This window comes from Bacillus sp. S2(2024) (assembly GCF_050474045.1).
Classification (GTDB): domain Bacteria; phylum Bacillota; class Bacilli; order Bacillales; family Bacillaceae_G; genus Bacillus_A; species Bacillus_A yunxiaonensis.
The window spans coordinates 4,129,827-4,149,458 of sequence record NZ_JBFLUS010000003.1; the positions used below are offsets into that span (position 1 = coordinate 4,129,827).

The 19,632-nt window shown below is 37.8% G+C and carries 18 protein-coding genes; 9 read left to right on the forward strand and 9 right to left on the reverse strand.

The window, feature by feature from the left end; genetic code table 11:
• The first annotated feature begins 431 nt into the window (after positions 1-431).
• Both AB1284_RS21055 and AB1284_RS21060 read left to right on the forward strand, forming a co-directional pair.
• Entirely contained in the window at positions 432-1,841 is a 1,410-nt protein-coding gene (locus AB1284_RS21055; protein WP_429753141.1) for an amino acid permease, read from the forward strand.
• Between the two features lie 471 nt (positions 1,842-2,312).
• Positions 2,313-2,720 carry a hypothetical protein gene (locus AB1284_RS21060; protein WP_429753140.1) on the forward strand — a complete coding sequence of 136 codons (408 nt, stop codon included), beginning with the start codon at positions 2,313-2,315 and terminating at the stop codon, positions 2,718-2,720.
• Between the two features lie 29 nt (positions 2,721-2,749).
• Here the strand turns inward: AB1284_RS21060 and AB1284_RS21065 are convergent, their stop codons facing one another.
• From AB1284_RS21065 to AB1284_RS21075, 3 genes are all read right to left on the reverse strand, one after another.
• Complete coding sequence (locus AB1284_RS21065) at positions 2,750-3,364, reverse strand: hypothetical protein (protein WP_429753139.1); 615 nt, start codon at positions 3,362-3,364, stop codon at positions 2,750-2,752.
• Positions 3,364-4,116 (reverse strand): MerR family transcriptional regulator, encoded by a 753-nt coding sequence (locus tag AB1284_RS21070; RefSeq protein ID WP_429753138.1) that lies wholly within the window; start codon positions 4,114-4,116, stop codon positions 3,364-3,366. The genes AB1284_RS21065 and AB1284_RS21070 overlap by 1 nt, the downstream gene beginning before the upstream one ends.
• Positions 4,117-4,294: 178 nt before the next feature.
• Positions 4,295-5,497 carry an MFS transporter gene (locus tag AB1284_RS21075; protein WP_429753137.1) on the reverse strand — a complete coding sequence of 401 codons (1,203 nt, stop codon included), beginning with the start codon at positions 5,495-5,497 and terminating at the stop codon, positions 4,295-4,297.
• 318 nt (positions 5,498-5,815) lie between these two features.
• Between AB1284_RS21075 and AB1284_RS21080 the strand changes: the two genes are divergently transcribed.
• Entirely contained in the window at positions 5,816-6,262 is a 447-nt protein-coding gene (locus AB1284_RS21080; RefSeq protein ID WP_429753136.1) for a MerR family transcriptional regulator, read from the forward strand.
• Positions 6,263-6,504: 242 nt separating this feature from the next.
• On the opposite strand, the gene AB1284_RS21085 is transcribed toward AB1284_RS21080, so the two are convergent.
• Together AB1284_RS21085 and AB1284_RS21090 are read right to left on the reverse strand one after the other, a co-directional pair.
• Positions 6,505-7,956 (reverse strand): RNA-guided endonuclease InsQ/TnpB family protein, encoded by a 1,452-nt coding sequence (locus AB1284_RS21085; protein WP_429753135.1) that lies wholly within the window; start codon positions 7,954-7,956, stop codon positions 6,505-6,507.
• Positions 7,957-8,208: 252 nt separating this feature from the next.
• Positions 8,209-9,231, reverse strand: coding sequence for a YeiH family protein (locus AB1284_RS21090; protein ID WP_429753134.1), 1,023 nt, complete (start codon positions 9,229-9,231; stop codon positions 8,209-8,211).
• Positions 9,232-9,410: 179 nt separating this feature from the next.
• Here AB1284_RS21090 and AB1284_RS21095 point away from each other — a divergent pair, with 179 nt between their 5' ends.
• The 4 genes from AB1284_RS21095 (at position 9,411) to abc-f (ending at position 13,308) form a co-directional block, all read left to right on the forward strand.
• Positions 9,411-10,304: a LysR family transcriptional regulator gene (locus AB1284_RS21095; protein ID WP_429754405.1), complete on the forward strand. Its 894-nt coding sequence runs from the start codon at positions 9,411-9,413 to the stop codon at positions 10,302-10,304.
• Positions 10,305-10,474: 170 nt separating this feature from the next.
• Complete coding sequence (locus AB1284_RS21100; protein WP_429753133.1) at positions 10,475-10,843, forward strand: MerR family transcriptional regulator; 369 nt, start codon at positions 10,475-10,477, stop codon at positions 10,841-10,843.
• A 6-nt stretch (positions 10,844-10,849) separates the two neighbouring features.
• Complete coding sequence (locus AB1284_RS21105; RefSeq protein WP_429753132.1) at positions 10,850-11,386, forward strand: flavodoxin family protein; 537 nt, start codon at positions 10,850-10,852, stop codon at positions 11,384-11,386.
• 284 nt (positions 11,387-11,670) lie between these two features.
• Complete coding sequence (abc-f, locus tag AB1284_RS21110) at positions 11,671-13,308, forward strand: ribosomal protection-like ABC-F family protein (RefSeq protein WP_429753131.1); 1,638 nt, start codon at positions 11,671-11,673, stop codon at positions 13,306-13,308.
• A gap of 180 nt (positions 13,309-13,488) precedes the next feature.
• Here abc-f and AB1284_RS21115 read toward each other — a convergent pair whose 3' ends face one another.
• From AB1284_RS21115 to AB1284_RS21125, 3 genes are all read right to left on the reverse strand, one after another.
• Positions 13,489-13,893, reverse strand: coding sequence for a GtrA family protein (locus tag AB1284_RS21115; protein WP_429753130.1), 405 nt, complete (start codon positions 13,891-13,893; stop codon positions 13,489-13,491).
• Positions 13,894-13,896: 3 nt separating this feature from the next.
• Entirely contained in the window at positions 13,897-14,874 is a 978-nt protein-coding gene (locus AB1284_RS21120; RefSeq protein WP_429753129.1) for a glycosyltransferase family 2 protein, read from the reverse strand.
• Between the two features lie 298 nt (positions 14,875-15,172).
• Positions 15,173-15,505: a DUF1904 family protein gene (locus AB1284_RS21125; RefSeq protein WP_429753128.1), complete on the reverse strand. Its 333-nt coding sequence runs from the start codon at positions 15,503-15,505 to the stop codon at positions 15,173-15,175.
• A gap of 380 nt (positions 15,506-15,885) precedes the next feature.
• Here AB1284_RS21125 and zwf point away from each other — a divergent pair, with 380 nt between their 5' ends.
• Together zwf and AB1284_RS21135 are read left to right on the forward strand one after the other, a co-directional pair.
• On the forward strand, positions 15,886-17,361 hold the full coding sequence (zwf, locus tag AB1284_RS21130) for a glucose-6-phosphate dehydrogenase (protein WP_429754404.1): 1,476 nt from the start codon (positions 15,886-15,888) through the stop codon (positions 17,359-17,361).
• A gap of 16 nt (positions 17,362-17,377) precedes the next feature.
• Positions 17,378-17,989 (forward strand): cyclase family protein, encoded by a 612-nt coding sequence (locus AB1284_RS21135; RefSeq protein WP_253630866.1) that lies wholly within the window; start codon positions 17,378-17,380, stop codon positions 17,987-17,989.
• Positions 17,990-18,179: 190 nt separating this feature from the next.
• Here the strand turns inward: AB1284_RS21135 and gndA are convergent, their stop codons facing one another.
• Complete coding sequence (gene gndA, locus AB1284_RS21140; protein ID WP_429753127.1) at positions 18,180-19,589, reverse strand: NADP-dependent phosphogluconate dehydrogenase; 1,410 nt, start codon at positions 19,587-19,589, stop codon at positions 18,180-18,182.
• Between the last annotated feature and the right edge of the window lie 43 nt (positions 19,590-19,632).

The window sequence follows — 19,632 nt, forward strand, 5'->3', positions numbered from 1 at the left end:
CCATTTTACCACGAATGCTTATAAAAAAACCAAAAAAACGAACAAGTATTCGATAAACAATTCGACAGCGTTTCTACAAATCTAATATGTAATAACAAAAAAGAGGCTTATTTACCAAGCATCTTCCCATGATTTTCTTTACATTCACTTAATGTATAGATTACAGCTTTACCACTTTTTTCTTTCATAATCTCTTTACACACATCACTTTTTTTCTTTATGGCTTCCTCCAAATTTTTCGTTAGAATCATCAAAAAGGTAGTTTATATTGATTCCATCATAAAGAAATTTTTATAGGTAGAATTTTCTAAAAATTTTATATTTACAATGCCCTTTTTTCATATTACAATATGTTTAAAGATTCGACATTATACGACAAATCGAACTTAATGTTCAGAATATTTTAACAACAAAGAGGGTGAGGGAGCTATATGGATCTATTTCGAAAAAAATCGATTTCCGCACTGTTAGCACAATCGCAGAAGAAAGGTTCTTCTTTAAAAAAGGATTTAGGGGCATTTGATTTAACAATGTTAGGGGTCGGCGCTATTATCGGAACGGGTATTTTCGTTCTTACAGGCGTTGCCGCAGCTAAACATGCTGGACCAGCACTTATTTTATCGTTTATTTTATCTGGTTTAGCCTGCGTATTCGCGGCACTATGTTATTCTGAATTTTCTTCAACTGTACCAGTATCAGGTAGTGCATACACTTACAGCTACGCAACATTTGGAGAAATAATCGCTTGGATTTTAGGATGGGATTTAATTCTAGAATACGGATTGGCATCTTCAGCCGTTGCATCTGGTTGGTCTGGATATTTCCAAGGATTATTAGCTGGCTTTGGCATTAAACTACCGCACGCTTTAACAAGCGCTTATAACCCTGTGGCTGGAACATATGTAGACGTACCAGCAATTTGCATTATTTTCATCATTACATTTTTATTAACAAGAGGCGCAAAAAAATCAGCTCGTTTTAACGCTATTATGGTAGCTATCAAAGTATTTGTTGTTCTTCTCTTTATCGGTGTTGGTGCTTTCTATGTAAAACCTGCAAACTGGACACCATTTATGCCATTTGGCTTCTCTGGCGTAACAGCTGGAGCGGCAACTGTATTCTTTGCTTATATTGGATTTGATGCTGTATCAACAGCTGCTGAAGAAGTAAAAAATCCACAGCGTAACATGCCAATTGGTATTATTGCTTCCTTAACAATCTGCACAATTTTATATATTGTTGTTTCATTAATATTAACAGGAATCGTTCCCTACAATCAGTTAGATGTAAAGAATCCTGTTGCATTTGCACTGCAATATATTCATCAAGATTGGGCTGCCGGCCTTATCTCTTTAGGAGCAATCGCCGGGATTACAACAGTATTACTTGTTATGTTATATGGACAAACACGTTTATTTTATGCAATGAGCCGCGATGGCTTACTGCCAAAAGCACTTTCTCGTGTAAGCCCAAAAACGCAAACGCCTGTTATGAACAGCTGGATTACAGCAGCTATGGTTGCTATCTTTGCTGGCTTTGTTCCATTAGACAAGCTAGCAGAATTAACAAACATCGGTACATTATTTGCATTCATCGTTGTATCAATCGGTGTTATCATCTTACGCAAAAAACAACCAGACTTACCGCGTGCATTTAAAGTACCGTTCGTGCCATGGATTCCAGCATTAGCAGTTCTGTTCTGCGGATACCTAACATTACAACTTCCAGTAACAACATGGATTGGCTTTGGCGTTTGGTTAGTTATCGGTTTAATTGTATATTTCAGCTACGGATATAAAAATAGTACTTTAAAAAATGAACAAAAAGAAGACGTCGCATAAAGTGAAACTTCCATTTGGAGATGCTTTTCCTCCGAATGGTTAGTTGAACCAATCGGGCCCTTACAGACGGTTTGTCTCTCTTCCTTGCCTTACTTCTTACCGGCTGTTTGGGCGGGGTAAAGTGAAACTTCCTTCTGGAAGCAGTTTTCCCAGAAGGTTAGTTGAACCAATCGGGCTCTTACAAGCAGTTCCTCTTCTTGCACTTCATCTTTGCTTACTGCTTGTTAGAGCGGGATAAAGTGAAACTTCCTTCAGTGGAGGTCTTACTATCCGATAATGCGGGGTAACAAAAAAGCTGTTGTCCATTAAGGGCAGCAGTTTTTTTGTATATTGACATACAACAAGCTCACATAGCTCAACGAGAATTTTTCAACTCAAACTAACAGCTAGCTCGTCACGCATTGTCCACACGTGTTTTCTACTAATGGAATACAATGTATCAAAAATAAAGAAAAGAGGTTTCACACCAATATGCCTGATCATCACGACAAATCTGATGAAGAAAATCTAAAGGATAACTCAAATACTCATAATTCTTTTGTTGTAAATCATACAATTGGATCAACAAATTCACCAGTACTAGTTCCCGTACCAGGAGGCACGAATCACCAACCTGTTTTCCAAAATTTCACTAACACTCCCAATAAAACATTACTTCAGTTGACTTCTGTCTCATTAAAAGGTGAAGATCCCTTACCTTTGGCTGTAACCATCATAACAAAAAGCCCTCTTAATCCTATTACTGCTATAATTACAGAAAGCACAAGAATATTTCACGTGGACAACTTTAAAAGCTTGAATGTCTCAAATCTTAACCCTGCTCAAGGTGGATTGAATGTATTTATCCAAAAAACGATCCTTTTTTTCTGCGAGGAATAAATAGAACAGAAAAAGAAAGAGATGTTACCCTAGCGCGGCAACACCTCTTTCTTTTGCTTTTTTGGAAAAATAACATAAGAGAGAGTAATAAGTGTATCTACACCGAGAACGATTCTCCACACTTTATTCACACGATTCGCGGTTTCATTTAAAAACACATCTGCATCCCAGCTCGATATGTGTTCAAGGGGTACCAATCCATATAGAAAGAAAAACACAATGTGCGTACTAGCAAATAAAATAAGATGAATTGCCCAATGTAAGAGTTCCTGCTTCGTATGTGCCCAGCCCGTTAATTCTATCGGTTCTTCCATCATTGGCAATGCTTCTCCCCGCCACTTTGCAACGAATCGCTGCATACGTAAATCCAGCTTTCTTAAATCTTTCTTTCCATAAAAAACAGCATACAACAAGATGATTACGATAATAATTTGAAATTGAGAAAACTTCCCGGTTTCATAATAATCAACAACACCTAACGTTAAAATAAATAATTCATTTAGCAATAATACAATCCCTACTATAAAACTTGCTTTATGCAAACGAAATCCATAACGGAGCAAAAAGAAACTAATTGCGGTCATCCAAAACACAATTTCAGCGCCAATTAAAAATGCCCACCGATACTCGATTAATATATTCATTATTTCTCCTCTCCTTCTATATTCACTTCAAAAGCCGCATCCATATATTGTAGAAGTTCTTCTTCAATTGGATACATATTCATCCTTTTCGACTGCTCTTTTGACTTACGTACTTCCCACAATTTATCTAAAAATGCTTCATCACCATTTGCCATCTCCCTGCATTTCTCTAGAATAATGCCAGTAATCCCTTGCACTTCTGCATCGTTTGGTGCTTTTTTCTTTTGCATGAGCTGACGCATTCTCTTCAATAAAATAATCCACTCTTGCACTTCCTCATTTTGCTCACTCATGTTTGGTAAATTTTTAAGCAGTTGTTCTTCTTTCTGTGAAAATACTTGTTGCTGAAATAATTGCCGCATACGAGGCGACTGCTGCGAAAGCTGAATAAGCTCGAACATAATATCCCAATTGAGCGCCCCTTCCAGCTGAGTGGAATATAAAACAGCTTGCAACATTTTTTCCATCCGAGAAAACTTCTTCTGTTCTTCTTGTACGAACAACAGCTGATTCTGCAAAACCTCTTTCAAATTTACATGCTCTGTTTCTAACATATTCGTAATTTCTTTTAACGGGAATCCCATTTCTTTTAAAAACAAAATTTGCTGTAATTTCAGTACATCATGTTCACTATATAACCGATGTCCTCCTTCCGTCTTTCCGCTCGGCTCGAGTAAACTAATCTGATCATAATACCGAAGTGTTCTTACTGTAACACCAGTTTCCTTTGTTAGTTGTTGAATGGAAATCATTTCCTTCACCCTCTCATTTTCATTATAAAAGGTGACGTAACGTTAGTTTCAAGAGATTTTATAAAAATAAAGAGCTGTTTACATCTAAGTTCATGTAAACAGCTCTTATAGAAATAATTTTTATTCATCATCTTCAAGATTTTTTGCTCCGCTGCACAGCTTGGGAGCACACTCCTTTTTAGTGGCCGCTAACTTGATCTACATGTGCAATGTGTTTCCGTCCAAAAGCAACAACCAGCATGGCCACGAATACAAATACAGCGCCAATTATGAAAGGAACATGTGGAGTATACATTTCAGCAAGCTTATTAGCCAGCCAAGGTCCAATCGCTCCGCCGATGAAACGGACGAAACTGTATGCTGCGGAGGCCGTAGCGCGCTCTACTGGCGCAACCTGCATAACCGCTGTAGTAATCAAAGTATTATTCGTTCCCAAGAATAGACCTGCGATGATAACGAAAACAATAATAACTGTTCTTGATTCTGTCCAAATTCCCATTGCCAAAAGAGTTAATGCAAACAAGATTAACATCGCGCACATTGATTTAATCGTTCCAAATCTGGCTTGAAGCTTCGGAGCAACAAAGACGGATGTAATAGCGAGACAAATTCCCCATCCAAGGAACACATATCCCAATCCATGTTCATCCAATCCCATGACAAATGGAGCGTATGCCATTAACGTGAAAAATCCGATGTTATAAAGGAATGCTGTAATCCCAAGTCTTAATAATCCAGGAAATTTTAATGCTTTGATTGGATCAAGGATAGAGCTTTTTACTTTAGGCTTTGCAACCCGAGGCATTTTTAATAAAAGGGCAAAAAAAGCAATAATCATTAGTACGCTTACCCCATAGAACGGACCGCGCCAAGAAATAGAGCCTAATTCTCCGCCAAGCAGCGGGCCTACGGAAATACCAAGTCCGATGGCTGCTTCATACAAAATGATTGCTTTGGCAGTTCCGCCTACAGAGAAACTTACTATCGCAGACAACGCTGTAGCAATAAATAATGCGTTACCAAGCCCCCATCCACCGCGGAAAGCGACAATTTGCCATATTCCGTTTGAAGAACCCGCCAGTGCCGAAAAGACGATGATAAATAGAATGCCGGTCAATAAAGTCCATTTAACGCCAAGCCTACTGGAAACAACGCCGGTGATCAGCATCGCAACCCCAGTAATTAAGTTATAGCTTGAAAATAGTAAGGAAACCTGGCTTGGAGTGGCATGAAGTTTTTCTGCAATCGCAGGTAAAATAGGATCGACAAGTCCTAAGCCCATGAAAGAAATGATTGTGGCAAAAAAGATAACCCAAACGACAAGCGGCTGTTTGGCCGATTCGTTTTGGGCACTAATTGAATATGTTTGATTTGAATTCATCCATTTCAAACTCCTTTATATATGCTTTTGGGGCGAGTTCAACCTACTGTTTACAGTTCCCTGATTGATATCCCTTATCCATCCCCTTTACATTGAAAAAAGCTATAATTGCAATTTCGTTACAAATATTAGTATAAAACTTTATAACCTTAACGTCAACGTTAACTAGAATAAACAAAAGAATAATTCCCTCTCCATCGTTAGCGTAAACCGCTTGTTTTTTCTGAAAAAGCTCTGGTTGTAGTATAATATTCTTGAGCTAAAAAGCTTCATCCTGTAAGTGTAATAGTAAAAATAAAGAAATATAGGAGCGAAATGATGGACGGAATAAAAATAGATGACGTAGCGAAGCAAAGCGGTTTAACAAAACGAACCATCAGATATTACGAACAAATCGGACTGTTGCCTGCTCCCCCGCGAAGTGAAGGGGGCATAAGATTATATTCCCAGGAACATATTGACTTCCTGAAAAAAATCACAAATGCCAAAGAAGTAATGGGCTTTTCTCTTCAGGAGCTTCAGCAATTCATCGCGCTCAGCGACACGTTAGAGCTTCACAAAGCGAATTACAGGCAAGTAAAAGGCACAAGTGAACAAACAGAAAAGTTAAGAAAAGTAGTACATACTATCGAAGAGCAGCTGAACTTCATCGAACAAAAAAAGAAAAACCTCTTAAAGGTCGAAGAAGATTTAGTCTCACTCAGGGACCGTGCGAAAGCAGCACTGGTTCGATTTGAGGAAGAAGAATCTGAGCAAAACGAGTGAGAAAAACGGACTTATTTTGATAGTTTCATCTTGAAAATTACAGAGCTTCTATTCGTTATTACATTTTATTTCTTAACTTGATGGCGATGTGAAAAAGCCCTATCAAGCCTATTTATTTCATTACTTTCCTTTATAATTAGCATAACAATTACTAGATACATATTCTAAGAATACGGGTTTATGAAAACTCCCGCCACTTATCTCCTTCGGATTTTGAAGTGGGGGTTTCTCGTGTATCACCTTCAAGAGATGCTTAACACGAGTGGAGTTGACACAGCTGCCTGATGGCACAACCCCTCTATTCCATCGGCAAACGCCTTTGGAACTGCTTTTTTTAAGATGTTATAGGAACCATTCACATCTGCGTTTAGTAATTTGTTTTCTTTCGTGCGATACAAGCCACGTGTGATCCGTTTTCCACTGAATACAGGAATGTCTTCCTCACCGTAAGTGGGGATCACATCATTGTCTAGAAAGGATGCTTTACTTGTATACGATTCTTCCACGACTTGTACAATAATGCCTTTTCGTTTTGCTTTATAGGTAATCATTTCAATGAGTAGATTATGCGGGATATGGCAAAAGGATTGATTCTGTCTTTTTCCCATTTCACTGTTTTGTTTCCAAGATGTATTTTTCCCAATCACAATCATAGAGATCTCATGTTGAACTGCGAAATTGACAATATGATAACTCATTTTGTGGAAGAAATCTTTTATTTTGAGAAATCGTTTCTCATGAAGCCTCTCTAAACGCTTTGATGTGTGTGGTCCTTCTTTTGGTTCTTTTCCATGACGAAGAATACCCGTTAAATAAGCCTTTTGCTTGTTATAGTATTGGTTAATGCTTTTGAGCACATTGCCCTTTACTAACACAGGAGTAGCCCCTGTATTCGTTATGATAGTTGCAATGTTATCAATCCCTAAATCGATACTCATATAGCGATGGTTATCCACATGCTCAGGTGCTGGCTCAGATTGTTCTGTCACAATTTCAACTTTAAACTTCCCGTGAGCAGGAGAAACACGTACCTCTTTTATATTTTCGATATATTCGAACAATTTACCGATATTTAATTTTATGCTTGTTTTTGGAAAACGAATATACTTCTCTTGGAGTTTACACACTTGATTGGTAAATACAACTTCCGTCATAGAAGATTTGATATACTTTGGAATGCAAGGTCTGCCCGTAAAAGTGGAAGGATGTTTTTGGTATGCCTTGATGGATGCAAAAAATGATTTCCAGTTTTGATATAACTTCTTCATAACCGCTTGATTCGTTTGCGCTGGTAAGTTCATATAATCTTGTTGCTTCATTGTTTTAAACAAACAATCTAGAAAGTTATAGGATAGAAACGATTTCTCTTTTGTCGGGAAGGTAAACAAGTTACATTTCATTTCTTTTTGTTCTTTAACAAGTTTTTCTTTCTGTTTTTGCACACGTTTTTGGTACGCACGACGTTGATTTTCATTCATTGTTTCGATGTACCTTTGTAATGTATGAAGGACTTCTTGTTGAAGTGGCTGTAATGGCTTATCAGTACGTAAGGCCGTATATACTTGGCGAATATAGAAGTTTGTTGTATTGTAGAGATTTTTTGCGTTTTGACACATCTCTAGGAAGTAAGAGTATAACTTATGACCTTTCTTGATCCAAATTTGATAGGTTGCATATTCTTTTTCCTTTGTCATCATGTTCACCTCCTTCTTTCCTTCATGATACTACAAAACAGTCAAAAAGAACATACATTCGCCTTGCTACGAAAATATTTTTACAAATGCGATGGCAATTCATCTCCACCTTAAACTAGGCTATGCCCTACACGTTTTGAAGATGGAGTTTTCTTGCCAATTTTTCGATAAAAAAACTGCTGAACCATAACGTTCAGCAGTTTTTATTATCTATTCCAAATTCCATTTGATCATGTCATAATCACCGGTCTTCTACACAAAATGCAATACATATACAAGCGTATACCCAAGAACAGAAAGCAATAACGATCCAATCAATCCTGCAACAAATGCTTTTGTTCCCAGTTTACGAAATGTCTTAAATTCTACATTTAATCCAAGACCAGCCATTGCCATTGCCATGAGCATGTAGGCAATAACCACAATATTGCTTGCGATTGTTTCAGGTACAATTCCTAATGAATGAAACGCACTAACTGCTAAGAAGCCAAAAATAAACCATGGGATTGGAACATCACGCCAAGATTTCTTTTCCCCCGCTCCTTCTCCGCGTTGAAACCATATGCCAATTAATATTGCTACAGGTACAAGAAAGGCAACGCGTGTTAACTTCATAATTACAGCAATATCAACAGACTCACTTCCACCAGGTGCTGCTGCTGCAATCACATGAGCGATTTCATGCAATGTTGCCCCCGAAAAAACACCATATTCATACGGAGTCAAATGAAGCACAGGATATAATAATGTATATGCTAATGTGAAAATGGTTCCTAAAATCGCAACGATTGCCGCACTAACTGCAACTTCTTCGTCCTTTGCTTTTACTTGCGGTCCAATCGCAATAACAGCTGCTGCTCCGCAAATCGCTGTTCCGCATGCTGTTAACATACCAAGCTTCTTCTCTACTTTACAAACACGTGTTAATGCATATACAACAATAAGTGTAAACGTAATAACAATTGCCGCCATGACCAATACCTTCGGCCCTGCCTTCGCAATGTCGACTAAATTTAACCGCATACCAAGTAATATAATCCCTAAACGCAGTAGTTTTTTACTCGCAAAGTTCGTTCCTGCGATCGCTTGATTGGGTACACCAATTGCCGCTCTCCATACCATTCCAATTAGAATAGCAATCACTAATTGGCCCATAATACTTAAAAATGGAAGCTGCGCCAAATATTTTGCAACAATAGCAATAAGTAACGTAATCCCAATACCTTGTGCAAATCCAAAACGCTTCTCCTTTTGTAACGCTATCATTTGATCCATTTCGTACCACTCCAATAATCATATTGGAACATGCATGTTCGTTCTACTTTCATTATAAGAGAATTTTAATCATAAGTTTAATACCAATACGCTATATCAATCATCAAAAAAACTTATGATAAAATAAAATGAACTCACCAATAGTGAGATAAAACAAAAAAGCGAAAGGAATGAGTCTCATAAATACCGACATTTTAAAAATTTTTGTAACAGTCGTAGAGCAAAAACACTTTTCAAGAGCTGCCGAAATGTTGAATCTTTCACAGCCTGGGGTAAGCATGCACATTCGCAATTTAGAAAATGAATTCGGCACAACGCTCATTCAGCGCTCACCAAAACATGTCCAAGTCACAGAAGCTGGAAACATTTTATACATACATGCAAAACAAATGCTTACACTGTACGAAGAAGCAAAACAAGAAATTAATGAACTTCATAATATCGTTACGGGGACACTGCGCATCGGCGCCAGTTTTACAATCGGAGAATATCTCCTTCCCAAAATATTGGCAAACTACGCGAAGGAACATCCGCACGTTGAAGTTCATACCTTTATCTCAAATACAGAGGAGGTATTACAGGGGGTTCGCTCGAATCAACTAGATATTGGCTTAGTAGAGGGGCAAGTCGTATACACAGATGTAGACACAGAGCCATTTATGGAGGATGAAATGAAACTTGTCGTTCCGCCAAATCACCCTCTTACGATGACAAGTCCGATTCAGACGGACATGTTGCAAGATCAAGTATGGGTACTTCGTGAAACAGGTTCCGGAACCAGGGCTTACAGCGACCGCTTTATCCATGACCACCACTTAAAAATGAAACGTTACTTCACATTTAGCAGCATTCAAAGTGTAAAGGAAGCAGTTGCTGCCGGACTCGGAATTGCGATTTTATCAGATTGGACAGTACGTAAAGAACTGCAAGCTGGTGAAGTATGTCATATACCTGTTCCAAACGAAAAGCTAATGCGACCTTTCTCAATCGTACGAGGAAAATATTTCATTCCTTCCAAAGCAATTCAAGTATTTTTGGACCATGTGCAAAACTTTGCGAATGAACATAGTTGACTTTTACACTAATGTGAAGGTTTACAATAAAGTAAAGCTTCCATCAGTGATGCTTTTCTCACTGATGGAAAGCTCTCACCAATCGGGCTTTTACGGGCAGTTTTCTTCCCCGCTCTTCTCGAGCCTTTACTGCCCGTTAATGCGGGATAGAGAACGAAGGAGTGATAGTTTTGCGCATCGGAGAATTATCGAAACGTACAGGTGTAAGTGAACGATCACTACGGCATTACGAGGAAAAGGGCTTGCTTATTTCAAAACGGCTTGCAAATGGCTATCGTGATTTTGATGAAGTGATGATTGAAAAAGTAGAGCTCATTCAAATGTATTTACAGCTCGGTCTAAACTTAGAAGAAACCGCGCGAATGCTGCGCTGTTTAGAAATAGAGCCACACTTTTATGATAATCCATGCAGCAGTATCATTACGCTTTACGAAGAAAAGCTCGCTGAAGTAACAAAGCAAATTTCGTTACTTTCACATATCCAAACGAACCTACAAAAACATGTCACACTATTAAAACAAAAGAAAGAAAGGAATTGATACAATATGTTCGTTTTACACGGAAGTTCACGTTCAAATGGGAATACGGAACAATTAACGCATATGATGCTAGAAGGAGTACATGCTGAAGAAGTATATTTACGCAATCATACAATCCAACCAATTACAGATCAGCGTCATGATGCAGAAGGCTTTCAATCAATCGATGATGATTACGAAGGTATAACGAAACGTATGCTTGAGCATGATACAATTGTGTTTGCAACACCACTTTATTGGTATGGTATGAGCGGACATATGAAAAATTTTGTGGATCGCTGGTCACAAAGCTTGCGGGATACATCACTTCATTTCAAAGAACGTATGCAAGGTAAGAAAATGTATGTTGTCATTGTCGGCGGCGACAATCCAAAATTAAAGGCGCTCCCGCTTATTGCACAGTTCCAATATATTTTTGACTTTGTAGGAGCTTCTTTTGAAGGTTATATGATCGGAGCTGCCAACGCACCAGGCGAAATCGTGAATGATAAAGAAACAATGGAAAAAGTAAAAGTATATAATCATACTTTCAAGCAAAAATAATTAACAGAATGATTTGACAAATATATCCTCATACGCATACAATAAGTGTAAATTTACGAAAGGAAGGTACATCGGCCAATGAAGTTCTAATTCTCTTTTTTATTCATCCATCACAAATAGTGAAACGAAATGATGAAAACTAGAAGAGGATTAGTATGCCCTTTTGTCGATAACTTTCTTTTGACAGGAACATGTAAAAATACGTGTATAGTTTCTTTGTGCACATATTTTTACATACTATGGGTGACGTATATCCTCTCTAGTAAAACTAGGGAGGTTTTTTTATGACCATTTTAACAGCACGAAACATTGAAAAAAGCTTTGGTGACCGTACTTTATTTACGTTACAAACACTTGATATTCATGCGCATGACCGCATTGGAATCGTTGGTGTAAACGGTGCGGGAAAATCAACGCTATTACAAATATTAAGTAAAGAAGTAAAGCCTGATTGCGGGACGATCACCCATTATGGTTCTATCGCCATCATCCCGCAGTTCCATGAAGAAACATTAGAAACAGCTTCTTCTCTTTCAAAAGGACAATGGGGAATTTCTCATGTTACAACAAATATGAGCGGCGGTGAACGCGGGCGTTTAAAAATTGCTCATGCTCTTGAACAAGAAGCATCTATCTTATTTGCTGATGAGCCAACAAGTCATCTCGATATGTATGGTACAGAACAGCTAGAAAAAGCACTACTGGCTTATAAAGGAGCAATCCTTTTAATTTCTCATGACCGCGCCTTGTTAGACGCCATTTGCACAAAGATTATCGAAATTGAGGATGGTTCTGTACGTGAATATAAAGGAAATTACACAAACTATCGGGAGCAAAAAGAACAACAAAGGCAGCATCAGCAAGCGGAATATGAAAAATATACGAAAGAAAAACAACGCTTAGAAACCGCAATCGCCAACAGACAACAGCGGGCTTCTGGTATGACAAAAATCCGAGCAAGCTTTAGTTCTTCTGAATCTAGACTATATAAATCGGGAGCAGCTTACAGCCAAGGCAATGTCGAAAAAGCCGCAAAAGCACTAGAAACGAGATTAGAGCAATTAGAAAAGAAAGAAAAACCAAAGGAAATTGTGCATACAAAGTTTGATGCACAATACCACACACCGATTCATAGTAAAACGGTTGTGCAGTTTAATAAGGTTACGAAAAAAATCGGGAGCCGCACCCTCTTTCACAATATCAACGGAAGTATGGCTCCAGGTGCAAAGCTTGCTATTCTAGGAAAAAACGGGAGCGGAAAAACAACACTATTTCAGATGATTCAAGCAAATGAACGAGGAATTCAGCTTTCGAAAAGCTGTAAAATGGGTTACTTTGAACAAACATTAGCAATTCTGCAAAATGACAAAACCATTTTACAAAATGCTATGGAGGAAACACGTTACGATGAATCGTTTGTACGAACGATTCTTGCACGCCTGCTGTTCCGAAGAGAAGATGTTCATAAACAAGTGAATGTATTAAGCGGTGGCGAACGTGTGAAAGTCGCGCTGGCTAAAATTTTCCTAGGAGATTACAATATGCTTCTTCTTGATGAACCAACAAACTATCTAGACCTCGCTACTCAAGAAGAACTTGAGCAAATGCTGCAGCATTATCCTGGTACTGTTTTGTTCATTAGTCACGACCGCACCTTTGTTCATAAAATTGCTGATCACATTTTACATCTAGATGAAGAATCACCACGACTCTTTCCAGGGAGTTATGAACAGTATACAAAGCGAACAGAACAAGCTTCTATCAATCCTGCAGAGCAGGAACTGCTGCGCTTGCAAACAAAACTAACAGAAGTAATTGGGCGCATTTCGATGCCAGGACGTGACGATGATGTGATTGCTCTGGAAAGTGAATATGAGCAATTGCTACGTCAAATTCAAGAATGTAACATGCGCTTACTATGAAGTAAAACTTCCATTGATGGAGAGTATTTTCATCTCCCGCTGATGGAAAGCTCTCACCAATCGATCGCATGCCAGCAGTAAGACCCCCACCTATCCTCAGGTGGGGGTCTTACTGTCCCAAAATAGTTCAAAACGAAAAAAGCTGCCCTTTCAGACAGCTACAACTTTTTTCATGCTTCACTATACTTCTTTCGAATGATTTGTTTGAAAAATGATGTACTTACTTGCAAAATAATTCACAATGATTACGATACCATTCGCAATTACCTTCGCAATTAAATCATTCCAGCCTAACCATTCAACGAGAACAATCATACTTGCTATATCTAACACATATGAAAGTCCTCGAAAAAACATAAAGGATATAAATTCCTTCAAAATAGACGCAGTACTCTTTTGTTTACTCTGAAATACATACAGCTTGTTCGTTACAAAGGCGAAAAGGACTGAAACAATCCACGCAATAGTTGTTGCCCATTTATAATCTATCTGAAAGACTTTTGTTAGTAATGCATAACATACAATATTGACAAGTGTTGTTAACACACCAAAAATGACATAGTTTATAAACTCTTTTTTCTGCATAGCTTACACCCCTCGCTTTGGTAGAGATGCTTGTTTCACTTCATTCTGTACTTTTTCATCATTATATTCATGCACAAAATATAATGGCCGCCTTTTCGTCTCATTAAAAATTCTTCCAAGGTATTCACCAATAATTCCTAAAGAAATTAATTGAATACCCCCCATAAATAAAATAATGGTCATAAGCGATGGATATCCTTGAACAGATTCACCAAACACTAATGTTTTTGCAATAATCCAAATCATATAAATGAACGAAAAGAATGAAATAGCAAATCCAAAGAATGCTGAAATTCGTAAAGGAGCTGTTGTAAATGAAGTGACGCCTTCAATTGCTAAATCAAGCAACTTCAAATAATTCCATTTCGTTTCACCTGCTGCACGCGGATCCCTGTCAAATAAAATTTCCTTTTTCTGATAACCAATCCAACTAAACATTCCTTTTGTATATCTTTGTGTCTCTCGTAATTGCTTTAAAGCTTCTACGCATCGTCTATCTAACAATCTAAAATCACCCGTATTTTGTTGAATCGGAATTCTAGTTGTTTTTTGAAGCACTTTATAAAACGTATTTGCAGTCCACTTTTTAAACCACGTTTCTCCCGCTCGGTTACGACGCTTTGCATAGATATCGTCGTATCCTTCCTCCCAGTATTTAATCATCTCTGGAATCAATTCTGGCGGGTCTTGCAAGTCTGCATCTAGAATAATAACTGCATCACCTGTTGCATAATCTAACCCTGCTATCATAGCAGTTTCTTTTCCAAAGTTTCTTGATAAGTCGACATAGGAAATGCGCTTATCAAATGCTCGTAATGATTTAATAATTTGTACTGTATTATCACGACTTCCGTCATTTACAAACAAGATTTCAAACTCATAGTTCGGAACAGTATCGATGACTTTATTTAATCTATCATAAAGTTGATCGATTACTTCTTGTTCATTATAAGCAGGAACAAGAATAGTGATCTTTTTCATCCTTATTTCTCCTTCCTGAAGTAAAATAAAATTTCATCCCCTGCACAAAACAATATTTTACACAACTAGTGTATTATAACAAATTATACCTTCAGTTCATACAGGTTCCGATACACGTTAACTTTTTATACACATCCCACTAACAAAAAGAAACACTCTTGCATTTTCGTTAACCATCCATGCTAAACATGAAACGAATTAACTTTACGCTCAAATACAGAGTGCTTACCTACTTATATAATTAACCTTATATTTTTATTTTGATAAATGTAAGATTTACACCAGAACCTAATTAACTTTAATCTGCACAATGCTTTCCGTTAATATAATACGCTGATTCTATGAAAACCGTAAACACAACCTCTACCTCTGGAAGCTCAAAATCCATTATATATGTAGTAATTGCCTGAGCAAATCGATCACGAATTTCCTGTCCACGTTCGAACCATTTAACTTCAATAAGAGGAAAAGCCTCTATTTCTTCTCCATCATATACAAATGTAGAGTTTGGTAGTTCTAATGTAAAATTATCCGTACCACATTCACAAATCTCTGCTAGTTCTTCTACTAATGGTTTACTTATACTCTTTAATTGTTCAGTAGTAATTCCACGAAATACAATATGCGGCAAGTGAATCCCTCCGTTAGATGGCTTTATTCTATATTTCTCCACATCATAGCACAATTTATTTTGCTGTGCCAGAATCTATTAACACTGCTCAAATTGCTATCTTTTCCGTCTTAACTCTCGCAACTCCACACTTTTCCTAATTATTCCTCTTCCCTTATTCCTCTAAATTTTAAATAACTATAGTAATAATTTCGTGCTTTTCTTTTGATTTTCTACAATCTTCGCCTTAAAATAATTTAAAGATTTATTACTTTCCTCCACATGCTTAAAAGCAGGAGACTTTTTTTAAATTATGTTAAAATTTTGTGAGATACTATTTAGTATAACATTAATAAAGGTGAGGTTTCCCAGTGAACAATAACAACAATACATATTGCACTATGGTCATATTTGGAGCAACAGGCGATTTAGCGAAGAGAAAATTATTCCCTTCTATATACAGTCTGTATAAAAAAGGACAGCTCTCTAAAAATTTCGCTGTTGTTGGTGTAGCAAGACGTGAATGGAGTGATGATGTATTTCGTGAAAATGTACGTTCCTCTATTCAAGAGTCGAAAATTCAACCAGGGGATGATTTAGAAGAATTTTTAACTCATTTCCGATACTTAGCGTTTGATGTTACGAATACTGCTTCCTACCAGGATTTGAATGCATTACTTACTAACCTAGAAGAACAATTCAATATTCCAGGAAACAGAATGTTTTATATGGCAATGGCCCCTGAATTTTTCGGAACAATCGCTTCTTACTTGAAATCAGAAGGTGTAACAGATGCAAGCGGCTGGAATCGATTGATTATTGAAAAGCCTTTTGGACATGACTTGCCATCCGCACAAAAGTTAAACGAGGAACTTCGTCACGCATTTGCGGAAGATGAAATTTATCGTATTGACCATTATCTAGGAAAAGAAATGGTTCAAAACATTGGTGTCATTCGTTTTGCAAACGCAATATTTGAATCATTGTGGAATAATAGATACATCTCTAATATTCAAATTACATCTAGTGAATCTTTAGGTGTAGAGGATCGCGGAGGTTACTATGACAATTCCGGCGCCTTAAGGGACATGGTACAAAATCATATGTTACAAATGGTTGCTTTACTGGCAATGGAACCGCCAATTCGTTTAACAACAGAAGAAATCCGAAGCGAAAAAATTAAAGCATTACGTGCACTTCGACCAATGACAGTAGAAGAAGTGGATGAATATTTTGTGCGAAGTCAGTATGGTCCAGGAACAATCAGCGGAAAAGAAGTTCCTGGGTACAGAAGCGAAAATAAAGTGGATCCAAACTCAAGAACGGAAACATTTGTAGCGGGCAAATTATTAATAGACAATTTCCGCTGGGCTGGTGTGCCGATCTACATTCGTACAGGTAAACGCATGCAAGAAAAATCAACAAAAATCGTTATTCAGTTTAAAGAATTGCCAATGAATTTATATTCTAAATCAGAAAACAGCGTTCATCCGAACCTGCTTATTATTCATATTCAGCCGGATGAGGGAATTTCTCTAGTTTTAAATGGGAAGAAAATCGGTACTTCTGACAAGACGACACCATTTAAACTTGATTACTGCAATGACTGCGTAGACGGAGTAAATACACCAGAAGCTTACGAGAAGCTGCTATATGATGCAATTCAAGGCGATGCAACAAACTTCACTCACTGGGATGAAGTGGCGTTATCATGGAAATTTGTTGATGTTATTTCTAAAGCATGGAAACAGGATGTATCAACTGAGTTACTTACTTACGAATCAGGATCAATGGGACCGCAAGCTTCTGATGATTTACTTGCGGAAAACGGCTTCCAGTGGTGGCCTATTTCAGATGATAGCGACTACTCAATCTAATCAAAGGGGAATTCTTATGAAAAAAGTATATGATATTACAGTACCTATTTACGAAGGAATGCCTGTATATAAAAATAAGCCGGAAAAACAGCCTCAGCTTTCTAAAGTTACAAACGGTCATGTAACAGAATCCACATTAAAAATGGATGCTCATACAGGAACGCATATTGATGCGCCTTTGCACATGATAAATGACGGAGATACATTTGAAACGCTTGATATTGAGAAATTAGTAGGCGAAGCAAAGGTTTTTGACCTAACAAATGTTGAGGGCGGCATTACTGCTGAAGACCTAAAAGATTTCGATATTCAAAAAGGCGACTTTGTCTTATTTAAAACAAAGAACTCCTTTGATGAAGGATTTAACTTTGAGTTTATTTATTTAGCTGAAAGCGGTGCAAAGCTGCTTGCTGAAAAAGGCATTCGCGGTGTCGGTATTGACGCATTAGGCGTTGAACGTGCACAAGAAGGGCATCCAACCCATAAAACACTATTTGCACACGATATTATTGTAATCGAAGGATTAACATTTAAAGAAGTAGAAGCGGGAACATACTTTATGGTTGCAGCTCCATTAAAACTAATGGGTACAGATGCAGCACCAGCTCGTGTATTATTATTCCAATAAAAAAAGTGGACCAAGATGTCAATCTTGGTCCATTTTTTATTTTATCCCGCATTAACGGGCAGTAAAACCCCACCTCAAGATTGAGAGAAAAGCAACGAAGATAGGTGGGGGATAACTGCCCGTAAAAGCCCGATTGGTTCAACTAACCGTAAGTGGGGGATGAAGCCTCCCCACTTACGGAAGTTTCACTTTATATCCATTTTGTATGGAATGTACCTTCTTTATCCACGCGTTTATACGTATGTGCTCCAAAGTAATCGCGCTGCGCTTGTAACAAGTTTGCAGGCAGTGTTGCAGTACGATAGCTGTCGTAATAAGAAATCGCCGCTGAAAATGCAGGCACCGCTATACCTTGTTGTACAGCCAATGAGATAATTTGACGTAATCCGCCTTGGTATGACTCCACAATTTCTTTAAAGTATGGGTCAAGTAAAAGATTCGGTAAGTCAGTGTTATTCTCATAAGCCTCTTTAATGTTTTGTAAGAAGGCTGCACGAATAATGCATCCGCCTCTCCAAAGCATAGAGATGCTGCCGAAATCAAGGTTCCAATCGTATTCCTCAGAAGCTGCCTTCAATTGCGTAAACCCTTGCGCATAAGAACAAATTTTGCTCATATATAAAGCTTGGCGCACTGCTTCGATTAATTCTGCTTTTTCCATTCCAAGTGCTGGCTTGTCTTTAGGACCAGATAATACTTTGCTTGCGTTCACACGCTCTTCTTTTAAAGCAGAAATACAACGTGCGAATACAGATTCCGTGATAATAGGAAGGGAGATACCTAAATCAAGCGCGCTTTGGCTTGTCCATTTCCCTGTACCCTTTTGTCCCGCAGTATCAAGAATAACATCCACTAATGGCTTTCCAGTTTCTTCATCTTTCTTCGTGAAAATATCTGCTGTAATTTCGATCAAGTAGCTGTTAAGCTCACCCTTATTCCATTCAGCAAATATTTCGTGAAACTCTTCTGCAGTCAGATCAAGAGTTTGTTTCAAGAAGAAATATGCTTCACAAATTAATTGCATATCTCCATACTCGATACCATTGTGAACCATCTTTACATAGTGACCTGCACCATTAGGCCCGATATAAGAACAGCAAGACTCACCATTCACTTTTGCAGAAATATTTTCAAGCATATCTTTCACTTTTTCATATGCATCTTTCTGTCCGCCCGGCATAATAGACGGCCCTTTCAATGCGCCCTCTTCTCCGCCTGACACACCTGCACCGATGAAATTGATTCCTTTTTCGGCAAGACGTTTATTTCGGCGAATTGTATCGACAAAGTATGTATTACCGCCGTCAATTAAAATATCACCTTTATCGAGGTGAGGAAGCAGAGAATCAATGGCCTTATCTGTAATTTCCCCTGCATTAACCATTAATAAAATCTTTCTAGGTGACTCAAGTGAGTTAACAAATTCTTCAACCATATGAGTACCAACTAAGTTTTTACCACGGTTTTCCTCAATGATTTCATTTACTTTTTCCTCTGAAATATCATATAGGGCAACAGAATACCCTTTACTTTCAAAGTTAAGTGCAAGGCTTTTTCCCATAACGCCCACACCAACAACTCCAATTTGTTGCTTTGGCATATTTCATCGTTCCTTTCTATGTATGTTACTTTGTCTATACTAT